The 19,444-nt window shown below is 71.3% G+C and carries 14 protein-coding genes; 5 read left to right on the top strand and 9 right to left on the bottom strand.

Features of this window, described 5'->3' with window-relative positions:
* Position 1: 1 nt before the first annotated feature.
* From A4R25_RS17330 to A4R25_RS17290, 9 genes are all read right to left on the bottom strand, one after another.
* Entirely contained in the window at positions 2 to 889 is an 888-nt protein-coding gene (locus tag A4R25_RS17330; protein ID WP_064447403.1) for an ABC transporter permease, read from the bottom strand.
* Positions 889 to 1,899 (bottom strand): ABC transporter permease, encoded by a 1,011-nt coding sequence (locus A4R25_RS17325; RefSeq protein ID WP_064447402.1) that lies wholly within the window; start codon positions 1,897 to 1,899, stop codon positions 889 to 891. The genes A4R25_RS17330 and A4R25_RS17325 overlap by 1 nt, the downstream gene beginning before the upstream one ends.
* A 15-nt stretch (positions 1,900 to 1,914) precedes the next feature.
* Positions 1,915 to 3,570, bottom strand: a complete 1,656-nt coding sequence (locus tag A4R25_RS17320) for an ABC transporter substrate-binding protein (RefSeq protein ID WP_043325206.1) — start codon at positions 3,568 to 3,570, stop codon at positions 1,915 to 1,917.
* Positions 3,571 to 3,880: 310 nt separating this feature from the next.
* Positions 3,881 to 4,669, bottom strand: coding sequence for an ATP-binding cassette domain-containing protein (locus tag A4R25_RS17315; RefSeq protein WP_043325207.1), 789 nt, complete (start codon positions 4,667 to 4,669; stop codon positions 3,881 to 3,883).
* The gene (locus A4R25_RS17310; protein WP_064447401.1) at positions 4,669 to 5,925 is read right to left on the bottom strand and encodes an alanine racemase; all 1,257 of its coding nucleotides are present in this window, start codon (positions 5,923 to 5,925) and stop codon (positions 4,669 to 4,671) included. The genes A4R25_RS17315 and A4R25_RS17310 overlap by 1 nt, the downstream gene beginning before the upstream one ends.
* A gap of 19 nt (positions 5,926 to 5,944) precedes the next feature.
* A complete protein-coding gene (locus A4R25_RS17305; protein ID WP_064447400.1) occupies positions 5,945 to 6,925 on the bottom strand; it encodes an ABC transporter permease in 981 nt (326 codons plus the stop codon).
* Entirely contained in the window at positions 6,926 to 7,891 is a 966-nt protein-coding gene (locus A4R25_RS17300) for an ROK family protein (protein WP_064447399.1), read from the bottom strand.
* Positions 7,891 to 8,883, bottom strand: a complete 993-nt coding sequence (locus A4R25_RS17295) for a phosphotriesterase (protein ID WP_043325210.1) — start codon at positions 8,881 to 8,883, stop codon at positions 7,891 to 7,893. The genes A4R25_RS17300 and A4R25_RS17295 overlap by 1 nt, the downstream gene beginning before the upstream one ends.
* A 109-nt stretch (positions 8,884 to 8,992) precedes the next feature.
* On the bottom strand, positions 8,993 to 10,108 hold the full coding sequence (locus A4R25_RS17290) for a substrate-binding domain-containing protein (RefSeq protein ID WP_043325211.1): 1,116 nt from the start codon (positions 10,106 to 10,108) through the stop codon (positions 8,993 to 8,995).
* Between the two features lie 342 nt (positions 10,109 to 10,450).
* Between A4R25_RS17290 and A4R25_RS17285 the strand changes: the two genes are divergently transcribed.
* The 5 genes from A4R25_RS17285 to A4R25_RS17265 all read left to right on the top strand — a co-directional run bounded on the left by A4R25_RS17285 (position 10,451) and on the right by A4R25_RS17265 (position 19,436).
* On the top strand, positions 10,451 to 11,638 hold the full coding sequence (locus tag A4R25_RS17285; protein WP_064447530.1) for an ROK family transcriptional regulator: 1,188 nt from the start codon (positions 10,451 to 10,453) through the stop codon (positions 11,636 to 11,638).
* A 353-nt stretch (positions 11,639 to 11,991) separates the two neighbouring features.
* On the top strand, positions 11,992 to 13,308 hold the full coding sequence (locus tag A4R25_RS17280) for a cellulose binding domain-containing protein (RefSeq protein WP_064447398.1): 1,317 nt from the start codon (positions 11,992 to 11,994) through the stop codon (positions 13,306 to 13,308).
* 329 nt (positions 13,309 to 13,637) lie between these two features.
* A complete protein-coding gene (locus A4R25_RS17275; protein WP_043325214.1) occupies positions 13,638 to 15,113 on the top strand; it encodes an arabinofuranosidase catalytic domain-containing protein in 1,476 nt (491 codons plus the stop codon).
* A 50-nt stretch (positions 15,114 to 15,163) separates the two neighbouring features.
* A complete protein-coding gene (locus tag A4R25_RS17270; RefSeq protein ID WP_064447397.1) occupies positions 15,164 to 17,572 on the top strand; it encodes a ricin-type beta-trefoil lectin domain protein in 2,409 nt (802 codons plus the stop codon).
* A 124-nt stretch (positions 17,573 to 17,696) separates the two neighbouring features.
* Positions 17,697 to 19,436, top strand: a complete 1,740-nt coding sequence (locus tag A4R25_RS17265) for a family 43 glycosylhydrolase (protein ID WP_231915573.1) — start codon at positions 17,697 to 17,699, stop codon at positions 19,434 to 19,436.
* Positions 19,437 to 19,444: the final 8 nt, after the last annotated feature.

The raw sequence follows: 19,444 nt of genomic DNA, 5'->3' as shown, positions 1-19,444 counted from the left end.
GTCACCGCCGCTTCGCGTTGGCGCGGTCCTGCAGGCCTTCGCCGAGCAGGCTGAACCCGAGGACGCAGACGAACAGGGCCAGGCCGGGTGGGACCGAGGTCCACCAGCGGCCACCGACCACGTCCGCGGCGCCCAGGCTGATCATGGCCCCCCACTCCGCCTCGGGGATGCTCACGCCCAGGCCGAGGAAGGAGAGCCCGGCCAGGGTGAGCATCGCCCAGCCGCAGTTCAGCGGCGCGATCACCCGTACCGGGGTGAGGCTGTTGGGCAGCAGGTGCCGCCAGAGCACGCCCACCGGCGACGCCCCGGAGGTGATGGCGGCGTCCACGAACGGCAGTTCCCGCAGCGACCGCACCTCGGCGCGGACCAGCCGGGCGTACGCCGGCGCGTTCACCGCCGCGATCGTGATGATCAGGTTGATCGTGCCGTTGCCGAGCAGGGCGGCGACCGCCAGCGCCAGGATGAACGTGGGGAACGACTGGAAGATGTCGACCACCCGCATCAGCACGTCGTCGAGCCAGCCGCCGAAGTAGCCGGCGACCAGGCCGAGCAGCGTGCCCACGACCACCGCGAGCGCCACCGCGGCCAGGGCGATGCCCAGGTCGAGCCGGGCGGCGTAGAGCACCCGGCTCCAGATGTCCATGCCGTTGCCGTCGGTGCCGAGCAGGTGGTTGCCGCCCGGCGCCACCAGGGTGTTCGCCGGGTCGATCTCGGTCTCGCCCCACGGGCTCAGCAGCGGCGCGAACACCGCCACCAGCGCCACCACCGACAGGATGGTCGCACCGACGATGATCATGCGGCGGGCGAACCGGCTGTCCCGGTCGCCGCCGGCGACGACCACCGGCGTCTGTGCGGAGTCGCCGCTGACGGCGGCGCGCAACTCGGCCATCAGAGCCTCACTCTCGGGTCGAGGATCGCGTGGACCACGTCGGCGATGAGGAACACCAGCACGTAGCACAACGCGATGACCAGCACCGACGCCTGAACCACCGGGTAGTCCCGGTAGAGCAGGCCGCGCAGGGCCCACTGGCCGAAGCCCTGCCACGAGTACACGTACTCGACGAGCACGGTGGAGCCGATCGCCGTGCCGAAGACCAGCGCCGCCAGCGACGGCAGCCGGACCAGCGTCGCCCGCAGCAGGTAGCCGTAGTGCAGGGTGCGGTCGCGCAGCCCGTGCGCCTTCGCCGCGGCGTACGACTCGGAGTGCAGCACCTCCAGCGCGGAGGCCCGGACGCTGCGCAGCAGCGGCGCGACCACGCCGACCACCAGGGTCAGCACGGGCAGCACCAGGTACGCCGCGGCGGAGGCGATCGCCGGGCCGTTGGCGGTGAGCACGGCGTCGACGAGATCGGCCCCGGTGAGCGGGGTCAGGTTCGTGTCCGGGTCGACCCGCCCGTTCGGCGCCGGGAACCAGCCGAGGATGCTGTAGCCGACCAGCACCAGCACCAGGCCGAGCCAGAACTCGGGGATCGAGTTGCCGACCAGTGCGAACATCCGCACGCTGTGGTCACCGACCCGGTTGGCCCGTTTGGCCGACCAGATGCCCAGGACCGTCGCCACGACGAGCGCGATGCTCACGGAGATGACGACGAGTTCCAGGGTGGGCCCCACCCGGAGCGCCATCTCCGATCCCACGGAGTTGCCGCTCTGGATGGAGGTCCCGAAGTCACCGGTGACCAGTCCCCTGAGGTAGTCGAGGAACTGCTGCCACAGCGACTGGTCCAGCCCGAAGCGGGCCCGGGCGGCGGCGGCGTCCTCCTCGGTGGCGTTCTGCCCCAGGATGCTGCGGACGGGGTCGCCCGGCAGCACCCGGACCAGGAGGAACGCCAGGACGACCACTCCGAGCAGAACGGGGATCAGCTGGAGCAGTCGCCTGACGACGAAGCGGAAGATTCGCATGGGCGGTTGACGTTCCTAGGCCGACGCGCTCAGGTAGCGCAGGCGGGCGAGGCCGTCCATCGGCTGCACCCAGCCGGCGACGGACTCCCGGACGGGCAGGTTGAAGTTGGGCTGGCAGATGACCACCCACGGCACGTCGGCGGCGAGGATCTCCTGGACCCGCTTCCAGAGCGCGTTGCGGGCGGCCGTGTCGACGGTGGTGTGCGACTTCTCGTAGATCTGCTCGATCTCCGGGTTGCTGTAGTTGGAGTAGTTGAGGTTGGCGCCCTTGACGAAGCTCGTCGCCAGCATGTACTCGACGTCGTCCACCCAGAGCTGCCCGGAGGTGATCTGCAGCGGGATGTTCTTCTTGGTCCGCCGCTCACCCAGGGTGGCCGGGTCCAGCGGGGTCAGCTTGAGCCGGATGCCCGCCTTCGCCGCCTCGCTCTGCACCTGGACGGCGATCTTCTGCTGCTCCTCGTTGTCGGCCTCGAAGACCAGCTCGGAGTCGAGCGACGACCGGCCGGCGGCGGCCATGGCGGCCTTCGCCTTGTCCAGGTCGTAGGTGAACGGGTAGCCGCTCTCGTCGTAGCCGGGCATGTCCAGCGGGACCGGGCTCTTGGCCGCGCGGGCGTCGCCGCCGTACACGTTGTTGATGATCTGCTCGTAGGGCACCGCGTACGCGAGCGCCTTGCGCACGTTCACGTCGTTGAACGGCGCGGCGGTCACCGACATCTGGATCGCGACCTGGCGGTTGCTGGCGGCCGAGATGACCTTGATGCCCGGGGCCTTCTTGAGGTCCTGGATGTCGCGCTGGCTGATGCCCAGCGCGATGTCGATGTCGCCGGCCTGCAGCTGCAGCCGCTGGTTGGACGCGGCCGGCACGACCGAGATCCGGATGGTCGGCGTCTTGGCCGGGTCCGGGCCCGGGTAGTCGGTGTTCGCGCTGAGTTCGATCTCCTGGCCCTGGGTGGCCTTGGCGACGTTGAAGTAGCCGCCGGTCGGCGGGTTCTTCGCGAACCACTCCTTGGCCCAGGGGTCGCTGGAGCTGGCGCGCTTCTTCGCCTCGACCGAGTCGAAGACGTACAGCGAGATCGCCTGGATCTGCCGGGTGAGCGCGCTGGGGAAGGCCTGGTGGAACTCCACCGTGTAGTCGTCGACGACCTTGACCTGGTCGGCGCTGGTCAGGCCGATGGTGCGGTAGACGCCGGCGACGTTGGCCTGGGCGGCGAACGCGCGGTCCTTCGACCACTTCACGTCCGCGGCCTTCATCTCGTTGCCGCTGGCGAACTTCACGCCGCGGCGCAGCTTGAGCGTCCACACCTTCTGTTCGGCGTCGGGCTCGAAGGACTCGGCGAACGTGGGGGTGATGTTCTGGGTGTCGAGGATCTGGCTGCCGCCGGCGTTGGTGACGCCGTAGTCGATCAGGTATGGGAAGACGTTCTTGTAGAGCATCAGCGCGGTCAGGTCGAAGCCGACGAAGTCCTGGTCCCAGCTCGACAGGTAGCTGGAGACGGCGATGCGCAACGTCTTGGCGGCGGCGCCGCCGGACTTGCCGTCGGTGGACTTGTTGCCGCTGTCCGCGGCGCAGGCGCTGGTGGCGAGCAGGAGCGCGACGCCACCCCCAAGCTGCAGGACGCCGCGGCGGGAGAGCGCGGGCGAGGAGGCGCCCGGACGGGGTGAACGAGCCATGAGAAGTCCTCCTAGAAGCACGAGGCAGATGGCCCGAGCAGCGGACCTATCAGGAGTTCTACCGGATTTAGCAGCAGTGAACAATAGGGTGAACGGCGTTCACTGAGCCCTCATGGACTCGGCTTGATAACGCTCCCGAACTGCGAGACAACGCACGAAGCCGCGTTCACACAAGTTCACACGACCGTTACGCACGAGCCGTCCGCCATCGGCGTTGATCATGGAGTGCCGCCCCGCGAACCGGACGCGGAACGCCGATGACCCCGGGAGGGACACCCGGGGTCATCGTGCGCGCGGTCGGCCGCGCGGTTCAGGGGCGGGCGGTCTCCTCGGAGGCGCCGGTGATCATCGAGACGATCTCGTTGCGGCTGGTCCCGGTGATGCCGCGGACGCCGACCTGGCGTCCCCGGCGCAGCACCGCCACCCGGTCCGCGATCCGGAACACCTGGTCCAGGTTGTGGCTGACGACGAGCACGGCGGCGCCCCGCTCCCGCAGCTTCAGGATCAGCTCCTCCACCTTGGCGGTCTCGGCCACGCCCAGCGCCGCTGTCGGCTCGTCCATCAGCACCAGGCCGCTGGCCCAGTGGGTGGCGCGGCAGATCGCCACCGCCTGCCGCTGGCCGCCGGACAGGTCCCGGATCGTCGCCTTCGCGCTGGGGATGCGTACGTCCAGCGCGTCCACCAGATCCTGGGTCTCCCGGGCCATCCGGCGCCGGTCGAGCAGGCGCAGCGGGCCACGGGTGAGTTCCCGGCCCAGGAACATGTTCATGTAGACCGGCTGCGAGTCGGCCAGGGCCAGGTCCTGGTAGACCACCTCGACCCCCTGCCGGCGGGCGTCGGAGGCGTCCCGGAACGTCACCGGCCGCCCGTGCATCTCCAGCTCACCCTCGGTCGGCTGGTACACGCCGGAGATGATCTTCACGAGGGTGGACTTGCCGGCGCCGTTGTCGCCGACCAGGGCGGTGATCTCCCCGGCGGCCAGTTCCAGGTCGAAACGCTCGATCGCGACGACGCCGCCGAACTGCTTGCGGATGCCGCGCAACCGCAGCGCCGGGGCGCCCGCCCGGGTCGCGTCGTCCTTGTGGGTGACGGTGCTCATCATGCCCTCCCTGTGCGGCGAGCCGCCTGGATGCCGGGGCCGTCGCCCGCGGCGGTGTCCTCCAACCCGATCGGCGCCGAGCCGTCGGCGGCGTACACCCCGGCCACGGCCGGCGCGCCGGACCGGATGCCGGTCACGCCGGCGGTCAGCGCCCGGGTGACGAACGCCTGCGGCCGGAAACCGAACAGGACCGTGTCACCCGGGGCGCACCCCGGCGCCGCGCTGACGTCGGCCATCGCGTAGTAGTCGATCGCCTCCGGCGCGGGCATCTCCACGTCGACCAGGTACGCGTCGTCGAGACCACCGCCCCGGGGCACGATCAGCGCCCGGGTGCCGCCCAGGCCGAGCACCGGGTCGACGTAGAGGCCGCCACCGAAGACGTACGCCCGACCGTCCCACAGGTGCGACACCTCGCTGACGTAGAGCACGGCGGGCTCCTCGACCAGGTCGGTCACCGCGTGCCAGGGCGTCGTGCCGGTGAGCCCGTGGCCGGGCTCGACCTGCGTCACGCCGGCCTCGGCCAGCGTGGCCAGGATCGCCGCCGACGTCGTACCCGGGGCGTTGATCTCGACGTGCGACCGCCCGGCGGCGCGCAGCGCGGCGGCGGCGCGTCGCAGGGTGCCGAGGTTGGGCGTCGGCACGACCCGTCCGGCGGCCGGGTCGAACAACTGGGTCGGGAAGCTGGTGACACCCGCGAACCGGGCGCCGGGAAGGGCGTCGAGCCGGTCGGCGACCGCGACGATCTCGTCGGCCGCCCAGCCGCCCTCATGGCCCCGGTAGAAGCGGTCGCCGGGCGCGGCGATCCGGGCGAGCAGCGCCTGCTCCCGCCCGGCCGCCGCGCTCGCGCCCGCCGCCTCGGCGGCCTTGGCGTCGTTGAAGACCGTCCAGTACGCGGGCGCGAGCGCGGCGGCGACGGCCGCCTCGTGCCGGGGGATCTGCACCAGGTGACCGAGGTGACCGATGCCGAGCCCGCCGTGCCGGTCGGCGAGCGCGCACTGGAGGTCGACGCCGACCGCCTCGGTGATGCCCGCGTCGCGGACCGTCCGGCAGAAGTCGGGGTTGCGCCCGACCTGCTTGGTCATCGCGTAGACCGACAGACCGAAGCGGTCGGCCTCGCGGCGGATGGCGGCGGCGTTCGCCGCGACCGTGTCGAGGTCCAGCGCGTAGGAGTTCGCCGGCAGGTCACCGCTGTCGTGCAGGTGCGCGGCGGCGGCGAGCAGGCCCGGATTGCGGCGTCGCAGCAGGTCCAGAAACATGCGGTTGCTTCCTTCCGGGTCAGCTTCGCCGCTCGCGCAGCGAGAGGGAGACGGCCACCAGGATGATCGCGCCGCGCGCCATCATCTGCTGGGACACGGACAGGCCGGCCAGGATCAGGCCGTTGTTGAGCATGCCCATCAGCAGGCTGCCCAGCACCGCGCCGACGATCGAGCCCTTGCCGCCGAAGAGGCTGGTGCCGCCCACGATCACGGCGGCGATCACGGACATCAGGTCGGCCTCGCCGAGGGTGTACCGGGCGCCCTGGAGGCGTCCGGCGTACAGCAGGCCGGCCAGGGCGGCGCACATCGCGCTGCCCATCAGCACCATGATCTTGACGCGGATCACCTTGATGCCGCTGACCCGGGCCGCTGCCACGTTGTCGCCGATGGCGAGCGTGTGCGCGCCGTACCGGGTCTGGCGCAGCACCAGGTACCCGACCACCGCCGCCGCCACCGACCAGAGCACCAGCCCGGGGATGCCGAGGATCTCGCCCTGGCCGAAGAAGGACAGGAACGCGTCGTTGCTGACCGGCACCGACTGCAGGCCGGTGACCTCGCGGGCCAGGCCCGCCACCGCGCCCATGGTGGCGAGCGTGACCAGGAAGGAGGGCAGCCGGACCAGGGTGACGAAGACGCCGTTGACCAGGCCGACCGCCGCGCCGGCGGCGAGACCGGCGGCCACCCCGAGCAGCATGTTGTCGGTCTCCCGCAGCGTCACCGCGCCGACCAGCGCGGAGAGCGCGACGACCGAGCCGATCGACAGGTCGATCTCGCCGGCGGCCAGCACGAAGACCAGCCCGACCGCCATGATCGTAATGGGCGCGGTCTGGATGACGATGTTTGTGAGGTTGCTCGTGGTCAGGAAGCCGTTGCTGCCCTGGGTGACGGCGAAGAACAGGAACACGACCGCGAAGCCGATGTAGACCACGTAGTCGCGCCAGTTGATCCGGCGCCAGGCCGGGGCGGCGCTGGTCTTCACCGCCGCATCGGTGTGGGTCATCTATCGTCCCTCCGCTGTCTGGAAAGAGGTGGTCGTGCCGTCGTGGACGCCGGCCTCCCGGCGGGCGACCGCGACGGCGCCGAGCAGGCCGGCCCGGTCGCCGAGCAGGCTGGTCTTGATCAACGGAACGCCCGTGCTCAGCGCGGCGACCCAGCGCCGGACCGGCTCGACGAGCTCGGTCCGGGAGCCGATGCCGCCGCCCAGGATCACCGCCTCCGGGTCCAGGACGGCGGTGACCGCGACGACCGCCAGGGCGATCAGCCGGGCCTCCTCGTCGATGGCCGCCAGCGCGACCGGATCGCCGGCGGCGGCCCGGTCGAAGACGTCGGGCACGCTCGCCTGCTCGCCGGACACCGCCCGGTACCGGGCGGCGAGGGCGGCGCCGGCGACTGCCTCCTCCAGCGCGCCCTTCACCTGGTTGCCCGGGTCGAACGGGTCGGTTCCCAGCGGCAGGTAGGAGATCTCCCCCGCCGCGCCGCGCGCGCCCCGGACCAGCTCACCGTTCAGCACGATGCCCATGCCGACTCCGGTGCCGACCGCCACGAACACGAAGTGCCGGTGGGTACGCCCGCTGCCCAGCCACCGCTCCCCGGCGGCGGCCATGTTGACGTCGTTGTCCAGCACGACCGGGTGCCCCAGGCGGCGGGTCAGCTCGGCCCGCACGTCGAGCGCCTCGAGGTCGGAGACGTTCGGCGACAGCTCGATCGCGCCGGTCGCCGGGTCGGGCACGCCGGGCAGGCCGATCGCGCTGGCCCGCACGTCGGACCAGTCGACGCCGGCCCGGGCGGCCAGTTCGCGCAGCAGCGTGTCGATCTGCGCGGCCACCGCCGTGCCGCCCCGGGGGTCGGTCGGCTGCACCTGCTCGCTCACGACGAGACCGTCGAGGTCGGCCAGCGCGGCCCGCAGCTTGGTGCCGCCGAGGTCGACGCCGGCGACGTAGCCGGACGGACGCGGATGCGCGGCCATCAGCCGACCGTCAGGAGTCGGGCCGGGTTGGCCGCCAGCATCTGGTCGATCGCCTCCGGCGGCACACCGAGGCGGGTGAGACCCGGCACGATCTCCCGGCCCAGGTAGGAGTAGCCGAGCCGGCCGTGCGTACGCGGGTTCAGGTACGCCTCCGCGCCGGTCAGGTCCATCGAGAGCAGGATCCGGTCGGCGTACCCGTCGCGGACCAGCCCGGCGAGCATGTCGAGCCGGGCGCGGTCGGGCCGGTGGTACGCCCGCTTGCCGAACTCGCCCTCCGGCGGGTTCTCCGGCAGCGGGGCGAGCACGAAGTCCCAGAACTGCTTGCCGAGCGTGTCGAAGGCGATGTTGACGCCGGTGGCCAGCACCGCCCGCAGGTAGTCCGGGTCGGGGTTGATGTCCAGGTGGCCGATGACGACGCGGGAGGGGTCCATCTTCTCCTCGCGCAGGATCTCGACCTGCTCCAGCGCCATGGTGCCGTGCGTGGTGTGCGTGTTCAGCGCCAGGCCGGTGGCGACGGCGGCGCGGGCGGCGGCACGCAGGCACTTCTCCTCGTGCGCGGTGATCTCGTTCAGCCCGGTGGCCTGCTCGCCGAAGATGCCGACCTTGATCCCGGTGTCCCCGACACCGACGGTGGCGTCGGCGACGAAGCGTTCCCGCATCTCGTCGACGCTCGCGCGCAGCGCCCAGCCGGGCGAGTACGGCTCCAGGTAGATCGCCGATCCGGCGACCACGTGCAGGCCGGTACGCAGTGCCACCTCGCGCAGCAGCGTCACGTCGTGACCGACCACCTCGTACGGGGACAGGTCCACGATCGTGCCGAAGCCCAGCTCGGGCAGGTCGCGTACCGCCCCGGCGGCGAGGTCCGCGCGGTCGTCGGCGACGCCGCCGGACAGCCACGGCCCGGGCACCAGCGCGCCGAGGTGCTCGTGACTCAGCACCCGGCCGAGCGACTCGGGAGGCACCGGTCCGAGGACTGTCTGGACGTACCCCATGTGCTTCTTCCTCTCGTCTCGCGGTGCTCGCGGACCCGGCGGTGGGCCGGACCGCGCCCGGCGAGGTCCGGGGCCCGTTCGGCCGGGCCCCGGACCTCGCCGCCCGGCGTCAGTTGCCGAGCACCTCGGCCGGGGGCTCCTGGCCGTAGTCGTCGCGCCAGGCGTCGGCGATGTTGTCCTTGGTCGCGGCCATCGGCGATCCGACGACCAGCTCCGGGGCCTTCTTGCCGAGCAGGCCGTACGCGGCGACGACGCCCAGGTTCTGGCCGAGCCGGGTCGAGCCGTTGGCGACGATGCCGGCGACGTTGCCGCCCTTGACCATGTCGGCGGCGAGGTTCGCCTCCAGGTCGTTCGTGACGATCTTGACGTCGGTGCGGCCCTGCTGCCGGGTCGCGGCGAGCACGCCCTCGGCGGCGGTGGCCCAGGCGACGTAGACGCCCTTGAGGTCGGCGTGGCGGGTCAGCATCGCGGTGGCGATGTCCTCGGTGCGCGCCGGGTCGGAGAACCCGGCCTCCTCGACGATCTCGATGTCCGGGTAGAGGTAGCCCAGCCAGTCCTTGAACGCCTTGTCCCGCTGGTTGGTGAACCAGAAGTCGGCGTCGTGGTAGACGTAGCCGACCTTGCCCTTGCCGCCGAGCGCCTTGCCGAGCATCTCCGCGTTGGCCTTGCCGAACGCGGTCAGGTCGGCGGTGACGATGCCGACGATCTGCTGCCCGGACTTGTAGTCCTTCGGCGGGGTGGTCATCACGACGAGCTTGACGCCGGCGTCCACGGCAGGCTTGAAGGCGGCGGCCGCAGCGGTCGGGTCGACGGCGATGGTGACGATCAGGTCGGGCTTGAGCGCCAGCACGGTCTGCACGTTGTTGGCCTGCCGGGCGGCGTCGAACTCGGCGCTGGTGCTGGCGAGCACCTTGATGCCGAGCTGGTCGAACTCCTTGCGGACGCCGGACTCGACGGCCTTGGTCAGCGCGGAGCCCTCGTGCCAGACGAAGGCGGCGGAGTAGTTGCCGTCCTTGACCTTCTGCCGCTCCTCGTCGGTCAGCGAGAGCTGGTCGGCGGCGGTCGGCGTCTCGCCGCCGGGGCCGACGAACGACAGGCTGGGTTCGGTACGCGGGCCGCTCGACGCGCCGCCGCTCCCGGAGGTCTCGTTCGAGCAGGCGCCGACCATGAGCGCCAGGGCGCAGAGCGCGCCGAGGGCGGCGCCACGTCTACGGCTGAGAATCATTGCTCTTCCCTTCACAGCAACGGGGTCCGGAACCGGGATTCCGGACTGACACGGGGGTCCGATGCGACCGGCACGGCGCGTACGGGGGCACGCGCCGCCTCCCTGGGCCGGCGACCTCTATTTCCGTTCAGGGTGAAAGTATTATCGCGGTCATCACAGTCCGTCAAGAGCGCTGGTCAGAGATTCGACCCACTCGGTTCAACCGTCACCACCGGCCTCACCTCGGAATTCAGTGGGATCCGTCGCCCGGGTGCGGGCCGGAAGACGACATGGTCCGGATGGTTGCTCATCCAGCGGCGCGGCTTTAACATTCGGGCGGAAAGAAAATCGGCGGAGGTGGGCGTGGAATCTCGAGCACCACGGGCGGCGAACCGGTCCACAGTGCTGGCCCACGTGCTGACCCACGGCCCGGTGAGCCGCACGGCCATCGGCCACGAGACCGACCTCTCCCCCGCCACCGTGTCGCGGATCGTGGAACAGCTGCTCGACGAAGGGCTGCTGACCGAGACCGACGGCGCACCCACCACCAACCGGGGCCGCCGGGCGACCCAGGTCGCGATCGCCGCCGGACGCGGCGTGGTCTGCGGCGTCGACGTCGGCGGCTCCAACGTCCGGCTGGTGGTCGCCGATCTCGCCGCCCGGCCGCTGACCGGCCGGACCGTGCCCACACCCGCCGACTACGACGCGCCCCGGCTGGCCCAGTGGCTGGCCGACCTGATCATGCGGACCGTCGGCGCCGACCGGGAGCGGCTCGACTGCGTAGCGGTGGGCCTGCCCGGCGCCGTCCGGCAGGGAGACCGCGCCGTCTCCAACGCCCCGAACCTGCCCCAGGTGGAGGACCCGCTGTTCCTGCGGCTGCTGGAGAAGCACCTGGGCGCCGCGGTCGAGGTCGACAACGACTCCAACTACGCGCTGCTCGGGGAACTGCGCTTCGGCGCCGCCCGGGACGCGCAGACAGCGGTGATGCTCACCATCGGGGCCGGACTCGGCGCCGGCGTCGCCATCGACCGCCGGCTGTTCCGGGGCCGCAGCGGCCTGGTGGGCGAGTTCGGCCACCTGCCGGCCGGCCCGCTCGGCGCGCCGCTCGAACGGATCATCAGCGGGTCCGGCATCCTCGCCCGCGCCCGCGAACTCGGCCTGTCGTTCGACAACGCGGCCGACGTGTTCCGCTCGGCCGACCCGCGACTGGCGCCGGTCAGGCAGTACGTCGAGCAGGCGCTGCTGGTGGTCCTCACCGCGGCGGTGGTCGCCTACGAACCGGAGGTGATCGTCCTCGGCGGCGGCGTCTCCCACGCGCTCACACCCGACCTGGTCCGGCTACGCGGCCGGCTGCACGAGATCGTGCCGGCCGCCGAGGCGGCAGTGCACGGCGCGGAACTCGGTGACCTCTCCGGCGCGCTGGGCGCCGTGGTCGCGGCGCTGCACACCGCGTACCGGCGGCTCGGGCTCGCCGAGGCGGACCTCGCCCGCGTTCCCCAGCCGGACGCCCTCGCCGGCTGCGACCTGCCGGCCCTGGCCGACCACGCCTGAGCAGGCGGCAGCGTCCCCGCCGGGCGCTGCTGTGAGCGTTCACCCGGCGGCCGGCCCGCTCCTTCTCCGGAACCGACCGGTTGAACATGTTATCGATAACCTGCTATGTTCCGGCACGGGAGCGAAGGGCACGCTCCCCGTCACCCCCGCAATCGGCACGGCGCACGAGGGTCCCCTCGCCGTCCGGCCGATCGGTGACCAGTCCGGGCCGCTCCGCCGATGCACGCCGACGCAGGCGGCCACCGGACGACTTCGGCCCAGCCGCACGCACGGCTCCGCGCCCTCTTCGCAGGCGACGTCGGCATCGACGGACGGCCCGGCCTGCACCACCACCCAGGGCAAGGAGTCCAGCAATGGCGAAACGAACATCCCTTCTCACCTCCGTCGCCGCCGCGGCCGTGCTCCTCGCGGCGGCGGCCGGCGGCGCGCTCAGCGCCGACCTCGGCGAGACGGCGCAGGCGTCGACAAACGGCACGCTCGCGGCGACCGCCGGCTGCGGCAAGGCGCCGACGCTGTCCAGCGGCACGCGCACCATCTCCAGCGGCGGGCAGAACCGCAGCTACATCCTGCGCATCCCGGACGGGTACGACCGCAACCACCCGTACCGGCTGATCTTCGGGTTCCACTGGCTGAACGGCTCGGCCAACAACGTCGCCTCGGCCGGCTACTACGGCCTGCTGCCGCTGTCGAACAACAGCACGATCTTCGTCGCGCCGCAGGGCATCGACAACGGCTGGGCCAACACCAACGGCCGGGACCTGACGCTGTTCGACGACATCTCCCGGCAGATCGAGAACGACCTCTGCGTCGACACGTCCCAGCGGTTCGCGCTCGGCTGGAGCTACGGCGGGGCGATGAGCTACGCGGTGGCCTGCGCCCGGCCCAACGTCGTCCGCGCGGTCACCGTCATCTCCGGCGCGAACCTGAGCGGCTGCAACGGCGGCACCCAGCCGGTCGCCTACTTCGGCATCCACGGCATCTACGACAGCGTGCTGAACATCTCCATGGGCCGGTCACTGCGCGACACGTTCGTCCGGAACAACGGCTGCACCGCGCAGAGCCCGCGCGAGCCGAGCCGGGGCAGCCTCACCCACATCACCACCACGTACTCCGGCTGCCGCGAGGGCTACCCGGTGCAGTGGGCCGCGTTCGACGGCGACCACACCCCCAGCCCGGTCGACGGGTCGTCCAGCCCGAACGACTCCCGGACCTGGACCTCGGGGGAGATCTGGCGGTTCTTCAGCCAGTTCGCGTCCACCACGCCGCCGACCACGGCGCCGCCGACCTCCGTGCCGCCGACCACGCCGCCGGTGACCACCGCACCGCCCACGACTCCGCCGGTCACGACCCCGCCGCCGGGTGAGCCGGGCGCCTGCACCGCGACCTACCGGACCGTGAACACCTGGCCGGGCGGCTTCCAGGCCGAGGTCACCGTGGCCAACAACGGCGCCACCACGCTCAACGGCTGGACCGTACGCCTGACCCTGGCCTCCGGCCAGGCGATCAGCAGCCTCTGGAACGGCGTCAACACGGGCACCTCCGGCTCGGTGTCGGTCCGCAACGCCGACTACAACGGCACGGTCGGCGCGAACGGCTCGACCACGTTCGGGTTCACCGCCACCGGAAACGGGGCCACCGCGCCCAGCGGAGTCAGCTGCACCAGTCCCTGATCTCCGTACCGCCGAACCCCCGCACGGGGAGCCGGGCCGTGGGTGGCACGCCGCCGCCCTCGGCCCGGCGCCGCCGGGACAACTGAGGTCCCGCCGGATGCCGGGATGTGCTCTAATTAACTCTGGTCGATGTTTGCGCTAACATTTACGACCCCACAGGCCACCACCACCGACATGTCGGGGCCGCCGCCACACCACTGTTAGCGCTTACACCGGCGGCCATCCACAACTCGCGAGGCACCGTGCCGGACGGTCGGGTGCTCGCGCGTATCCGAGGAGCCGTCATGGTGATCCCCCGTCCCCGGTCCGTCCGATCCGGACCACCGCGTATGACCATCTCCGCCCTGGTGCTCGTCCTGGCCGTCGCCGGCGCCGCCGTGGCCGCGCAGACCCGAAGCGCCGTGGCCGCCCCCGGGCCCGGCTCCATCGTGGGCGTGCAGTCCGGCCGCTGCGTCGACGTCCCCAACGGCAGCACCACGAACGGCACCCAGGTCCAGCTGTACGACTGCACCGGCGGCACGCCGCAGAGCTGGACGTACACGTCGGCGAAGCAGCTCACGGTGTACGGCAACAAATGCCTGGACGCCAACGGCCAGGGCACCAGCCCGGGCACGACGGTGATCATCTGGGACTGCAACGGCCAGGCCAACCAGCAGTGGAACATCACCTCGGCCGGCACCGTCACCGGTCAGCAGTCCGGGCTGTGCCTGGACGCGACGAACGCGGGCACCGCCAACGGCACCAGGATCATCCTGTGGACCTGCAACGGACAGGCAAACCAGCGGTGGAACGTCTCGACCACACCGTCGTCACCGCCGCCCACCTCGACGCCGCCGCCCGGCGGCCGGCCGTGCGACATCTACGCCGCGGGCGGCACCCCGTGCGTCGCGGCGCACAGCACCACCCGGGCGCTGTTCTCGGCGTACGGCGGCAACCTCTACCAGGTCCGCCGCTCCTCGGACAACGCCACCCGCAACATCGGACTGGTGAGCGCGGGCGGCTACGCCGACGCCGCTGCGCAGGACGCGTTCTGCTCCGGTACGAGCTGCGTGATCACCGCCGTGTTCGACCAGTCGGGACGCGGTAACGACCTGTGGTACCAGGGCTCCGCGCAGGTCCCCGGCTCCACCTCCAGCCGGCCCGCGAACGCGACGAGCGAGTCGCTGACGGTCGGCGGCGCCCGGGCGTATTCCCTCTACATCAACCCTGGGAACAGCTACTGGCGGGACGGCCACCTGACCGGCGTCCCCACCGGCTCCGCCCCCGAGGGCATGTACATGGTGACCAGCGGCACCCACGTCAACAGCGGCTGCTGCTTCGACTACGGCAACAGCGAGACCACCCGCAGCGCCGACGCGGCGGGGGCGATGGACGCGATCAACTTCAGCACCAGTTGCTGGTTCGGCGGCTGCTCCGGCAGCGGCCCCTGGGTGCAGGCCGACCTGGAGTGGGGTCTCTACCCGGGCGGCAGCCAGTCCTGGAACCCGAACCAGCGGGCGTTCACCAACCGGTTCGTCACCGCCACCCTGAAGAACAACGGCACCTCGCGGTTCGCCATCAAGGGCAGCAACGCCCAGTCCGGCGGCCTCTACACGCTCTACGACGGGTCGCTGCCGGCCGGTTACAGCCCGATGCGTAAGCAGGGCGCGATCATCCTGGGCAGCGGCGGCGACTGCTGCAAGCCCGGCGGCGGCGCGAACCTCAGCGCCGGCACCTTCTACGAGGGCGCCATGGTCGCGGGCTATCCGTCCGACGCGACCGAGAACGCCGTCCAGGCCGACATCGTCGCCGCCGGCTACCGCTGACCGGCGAGCCACTCGGCGACCACACTCCGCATCTCCCGAAAGGACTCGTCATGTCCGAGCCGAGATGGATACGCCGACTGCTGGCGGCGTTCGCCGTCACCGTCCTGGCCGCCGCCGGCGGCCTGATCCTCACCGCCGGCCCCGCACAGGCCGCCACCTCGATCACCGTCAACGGCGCCTCCGGCGGCCAGACGTTCGACGGGGTCGGCGCGGTCAGCGGCGGCGGCGGCAACAGCCGGCTGCTGATCGACTATCCGGAGCCGCAGCGCGGGCAGATCCTGGACTACCTGTTCAAGCCCGGATACGGCGCCGCGCTGCAGATCCTCAAGGTCGAGATGGGCGGCGACACCAACTCCACCAGCGGGTCCGAGCCGAGTCACGAGCACGTCCGGGGCGATCTCAACTGCAACCGCGGCTACCAGTGGTGGATCATGGAGCAGGCCAAGGCCCGCAACCCCGCCATCAAGCTGGCGGCCCTGCCGTGGGGCGCTCCCGGGTGGATCGGCAACGGCAACTTCATGTCCCAGGACATGATCAACTACTTCGTGGACTGGCTGGGCTGCGCGCGGCAGCACAACCTGACCATGGACTACATCACCGCCGCCCAGAACGAGAAGCGGACGGACGCGAACTGGACCATCAGCCTGCGCCAGGCGCTGAACGCCAACGGCTACAGCGGCGTGAAGATCATCTACGGGGACGACTACCCCGGTAGCTGGGGCCCGGCCAACGCCGTCGCCGGCAACGCCACGCTGCGCAACAGCATCGACGTGCTCAGCGGCCACTACCCGTGCGGCTACCTCAGCGCGCAGACCACCTGCACCGTGTCCTCGACAGCCACCTCCACCGGCAAGACGCTGTGGAACAGCGAGGGCGGCTCGCAGGACTACAACGACGGCGCCAAGCCGCTGGCCCGCGGCATCAACCGCGGCTACATCGACGGCCGGATGGTCGCCTACCTCAACTGGGACCTGATCGCCGCCATCACGCCGAACCTGCCCTGGTCCACGGTCGGGCTGATCCTGGCCAACCAGCCCTGGTCCGGCTGGTACTCGGTCGGCAAGAACACCTGGGCGCTGGCCCACACCACCCAGTTCACCGCACCCGGCTGGCGCTACCTGGACTCGGCCTCGGGCTACCTGGGCGGCAACCGCAACAACGGCAGCTACGTGTCGCTGCGCTCGCCCACCACCGGCGACTACAGCACCGTCATCGAGACCATGGACGCCACCGCGGCCCAGCAGGTCACCATGACCGTCACCGGCGGGCTGTCCACCGGCCAGGCGCACATCTGGGCCACGAACCTGAACTCGACAAACCCGAACGACTTCTTCGTCCGCACCGCGGACGTCACCCCGTCGGGCGGGTCGTTCACGTTCACCGCCCAGCCCGGCCACCTCTACACCGTCACCACCACGACCGGGCAGGGCAAGGGCACCGCCACCAGCCCGGCGCAGGGCTCGCTGGGCCTGCCGTACCGCGACGACTTCGACAGCTACGCCAGCGGGCGGTTCCCGAAGTACCTCCAGGACATGCAGGGCGCGTTCGAGATCGTCGGCTGCGGCGGCGGCCGGTCCGGCATGTGCCTGCGCCAGATGTCCGCGCAGGCGCCCATCACCTGGAAGACCCTCGCCGACCCGGCGACCTACGGCGGGAACCTGAGCTGGGGCAACTACACGGTCTCCGCCGACGTCCTGCTCGAACAGTCCGGCTACGCCCAGATCCAGGGCCGCGTCGGCAGCACCAACCTGGACCCGATCGGCCGCTACAACGCCTACTTCCTGCGGGTCACCGACGCCGGCGCGTGGTCCATCCTGCGCAACAACACCGCCGGGCAGCTCACCACGCTGCGCAGCGGGAACGTCGCGGCGCTCGGCACCAACCGCTGGCACAGCCTCGCGCTGGGCTTCGCCGGCACCACCATCACCGCCACCATCGACGGCGCCACGGTCGGCACGGCCACCGACTCCACCTTCGGCTCCGGCCAGGTCGGCTTCGGCACCAGCCAGGGCGAGACCGCGCAGTTCGACAACCTGTCGGTGGTCGCCGGCCCGGGCGGCAACCCCGGCGGTACGAGCGGCGCGTGGCTCAACCCCAACTCCAGCCGCTGCCTCGACGTGCCGAACCAGTCCCAGACCAACGGCACCCAGGTGACGTTGTGGGAGTGCAACGGCGGGACCAACCAGCAGTGGACGGCGACGTCGAGCCGGCAACTCCAGGTGTACGGGAGCAAGTGCCTGGACGCCGAGGGGCAGGGCACCTCGTCCGGCACCCGGGTGATCATCTGGGACTGCAACGGCGGCGCCAACCAGCAGTGGAACGTCAACACCGACGGCACGATCACCGGCGTCCAGTCCGGACTGTGCCTGAGCCCGAACGGCGGCGGGACCGGCAACGGCACCTCGATCGTCCTGTCCGCCTGCACCGGCGCGAACAGCCAGAAGTGGAGCCGGGCGTGACGGCCCGACCCTCGCCGACCACACCATCCGCCGCGGCGCGGCCTACCCCGGGAGATGACCTGTGACGTCAACGCTATGGAGAACCGACCGCCGGACCAGACGATGGCTCGCACTGGCGGTGACCCTGCTCGCCCTGCTCGGGCTGGCCCCGGCCATCGCTGGCGGACTGAGCCCGACCGCCGCCCGGGCGGACAACCCGATCGTGCAGACCATCTACACGGCCGACCCGGCCCCGCTCGTGTACAACAACCGGGTCTACCTCTACACCGGCCACGACGAGGACAACTCGACCTGGTTCACCATGAAGGAGTGGCGGGTCTACTCGTCCGACGACATGGTGAACTGGACCGACCACGGATCGCCGCTCAGCCTCGCCACGTTCAGCTGGGCCAAGCAGGACGCGTGGGCCGGCCAGGCGGTCCACCGCAACGGCAAGTTCTACTGGTACGTGCCGATGGTCGTGCGGGCCACCGGCCAGATGGGCATCGGGGTGGCGGTGGCGGACAGCCCCACCGGGCCGTTCCGGGACGCCATCGGGCGCCCGCTGGTGAGCAACGGTGAGATCGACCCGACCGTGTTCATCGACGACGACGGCCAGGCGTACCTGTACTGGGGCAACCCCCGCCTGTGGTACGTCAAGCTGAACGCGGACATGATCTCGTACTCGGGCAGCCCGACCCAGATCCCGCTGACCGCGGCGGGTTTCGGCGCACGGACCGGTGACGCGAACCGGCCGACCCTCTACGAGGAGGGTCCGTGGGTGTACAAGCGCAACGGCCTCTACTACATGGTCTTCGCGGCCAAGTGCTGCTCGGAGTTCATCGCCTACTCCACCGCGCCCGGGCCGCTGGGGCCGTGGACGTACCGCGGCACCGTCATGCCCACCCAGGGCAGCAGCTTCACCAACCACCCCGGCATCACCGACTACAAGGGCGGCTCGTACTTCTTCTACCACAACGGCGCGCTGCCCGGCGGCGGGGGTTTCACCAGGTCGGTGGCGGTGGAGAAGTTCTCCTACGGCGCTGACGGCTCGATCCCGACGATCAACATGACCACCACCGGCGCGCCGCAGATCGGCACGCTCAACCCGTACATCCGGCAGGAGGCCGAGACGAGCGCCTGGGCGTCCGGCGTGGAGACCGAGCCGGCCAGCGGCGGCGGGATGAACGTCGGCTTCATCGACAACGGCGACTACCTCAAGATCAAGGGCGTCGCCTTCGGGTCCGGCGCGACCTCGTACACCGCCCGGGTGGCCTCCGCGGGCAGCGGCGGCACCATCGAGCTGCGGCTGGACGGCACCAGCGGCCCGGTGGTGGGCACCTGCCGGGTGTCCGGCACCGGCGGCTGGCAGACCTGGGCCGACACGACCTGCGCGGTCAGCGGCGCCACCGGCACCCACGACCTCTACCTGCGGTTCACCGGCGGCAGCGGCTCGCTGTTCAACATCGACCACTGGCGGTTCACCCCCGCCGGGAGCACGCCGCCGCCCACCGACCCGCCGACCACCACGCCGCCGCCGATCGATCCCCCGCCGACCACTGCGCCGCCCACCACGCCGCCGCCGGGCGGTGGCGCCTGCACCGCCACCTACCGCACCACGAACTCCTGGTCGGGCGGCTTCCAGGCCGAGGTGACAGTCACGGCCGGCGCCGCGGCGCTCAACGGGTGGTCGGTGCGGTGGAACCTGGCCGGTGGCCAGAGCATCAGCCAGGTCTGGAGCGGCACGCTGAGCACCAGCGGCTCCACCGCGACCGTCAGCAACGCCGCGTACAACGGCTCCGTGCCCGCGTCCGGCTCCACCACGTTCGGCTTCATCGCCAACGGCTCGCCGACCACCCCGTCCCTGACCTGCACCACCCCGTGAAAGGAACA

The sequence above is a fragment of the Micromonospora sp. NBRC 110037 genome (assembly GCF_001652995.1).
Classification (GTDB): Bacteria; Actinomycetota; Actinomycetes; order Mycobacteriales; family Micromonosporaceae; genus Micromonospora; species Micromonospora chalcea.
Note: the sequence above shows the minus strand (reverse complement) of the source record. Positions and strands in the feature narration are given on the sequence as shown.

Bases quoted from the DNA above. Each gene is read 5' to 3' on its own strand.
- A4R25_RS17330 (WP_064447403.1), bottom strand. From the start codon at position 889: ATGGCCGAGTTGCGCGCCGCCGTCAGCGGCGACTCCGCACAGACGCCG.
- A4R25_RS17325 (WP_064447402.1), bottom strand. From the start codon at position 1,899: ATGCGAATCTTCCGCTTCGTCGTCAGGCGACTGCTCCAGCTGATCCCC.
- A4R25_RS17320 (WP_043325206.1), bottom strand. From the start codon at position 3,570: ATGGCTCGTTCACCCCGTCCGGGCGCCTCCTCGCCCGCGCTCTCCCGC.
- A4R25_RS17315 (WP_043325207.1), bottom strand. From the start codon at position 4,669: ATGAGCACCGTCACCCACAAGGACGACGCGACCCGGGCGGGCGCCCCG.
- A4R25_RS17310 (WP_064447401.1), bottom strand. From the start codon at position 5,925: ATGTTTCTGGACCTGCTGCGACGCCGCAATCCGGGCCTGCTCGCCGCC.
- A4R25_RS17305 (WP_064447400.1), bottom strand. From the start codon at position 6,925: ATGACCCACACCGATGCGGCGGTGAAGACCAGCGCCGCCCCGGCCTGG.
- A4R25_RS17300 (WP_064447399.1), bottom strand. From the start codon at position 7,891: ATGGCCGCGCATCCGCGTCCGTCCGGCTACGTCGCCGGCGTCGACCTC.
- A4R25_RS17295 (WP_043325210.1), bottom strand. From the start codon at position 8,883: ATGGGGTACGTCCAGACAGTCCTCGGACCGGTGCCTCCCGAGTCGCTC.
- A4R25_RS17290 (WP_043325211.1), bottom strand. From the start codon at position 10,108: ATGATTCTCAGCCGTAGACGTGGCGCCGCCCTCGGCGCGCTCTGCGCC.
- A4R25_RS17280 (WP_064447398.1), top strand. From the start codon at position 11,992: ATGGCGAAACGAACATCCCTTCTCACCTCCGTCGCCGCCGCGGCCGTG.
- A4R25_RS17275 (WP_043325214.1), top strand. From the start codon at position 13,638: ATGACCATCTCCGCCCTGGTGCTCGTCCTGGCCGTCGCCGGCGCCGCC.
- A4R25_RS17270 (WP_064447397.1), top strand. From the start codon at position 15,164: ATGTCCGAGCCGAGATGGATACGCCGACTGCTGGCGGCGTTCGCCGTC.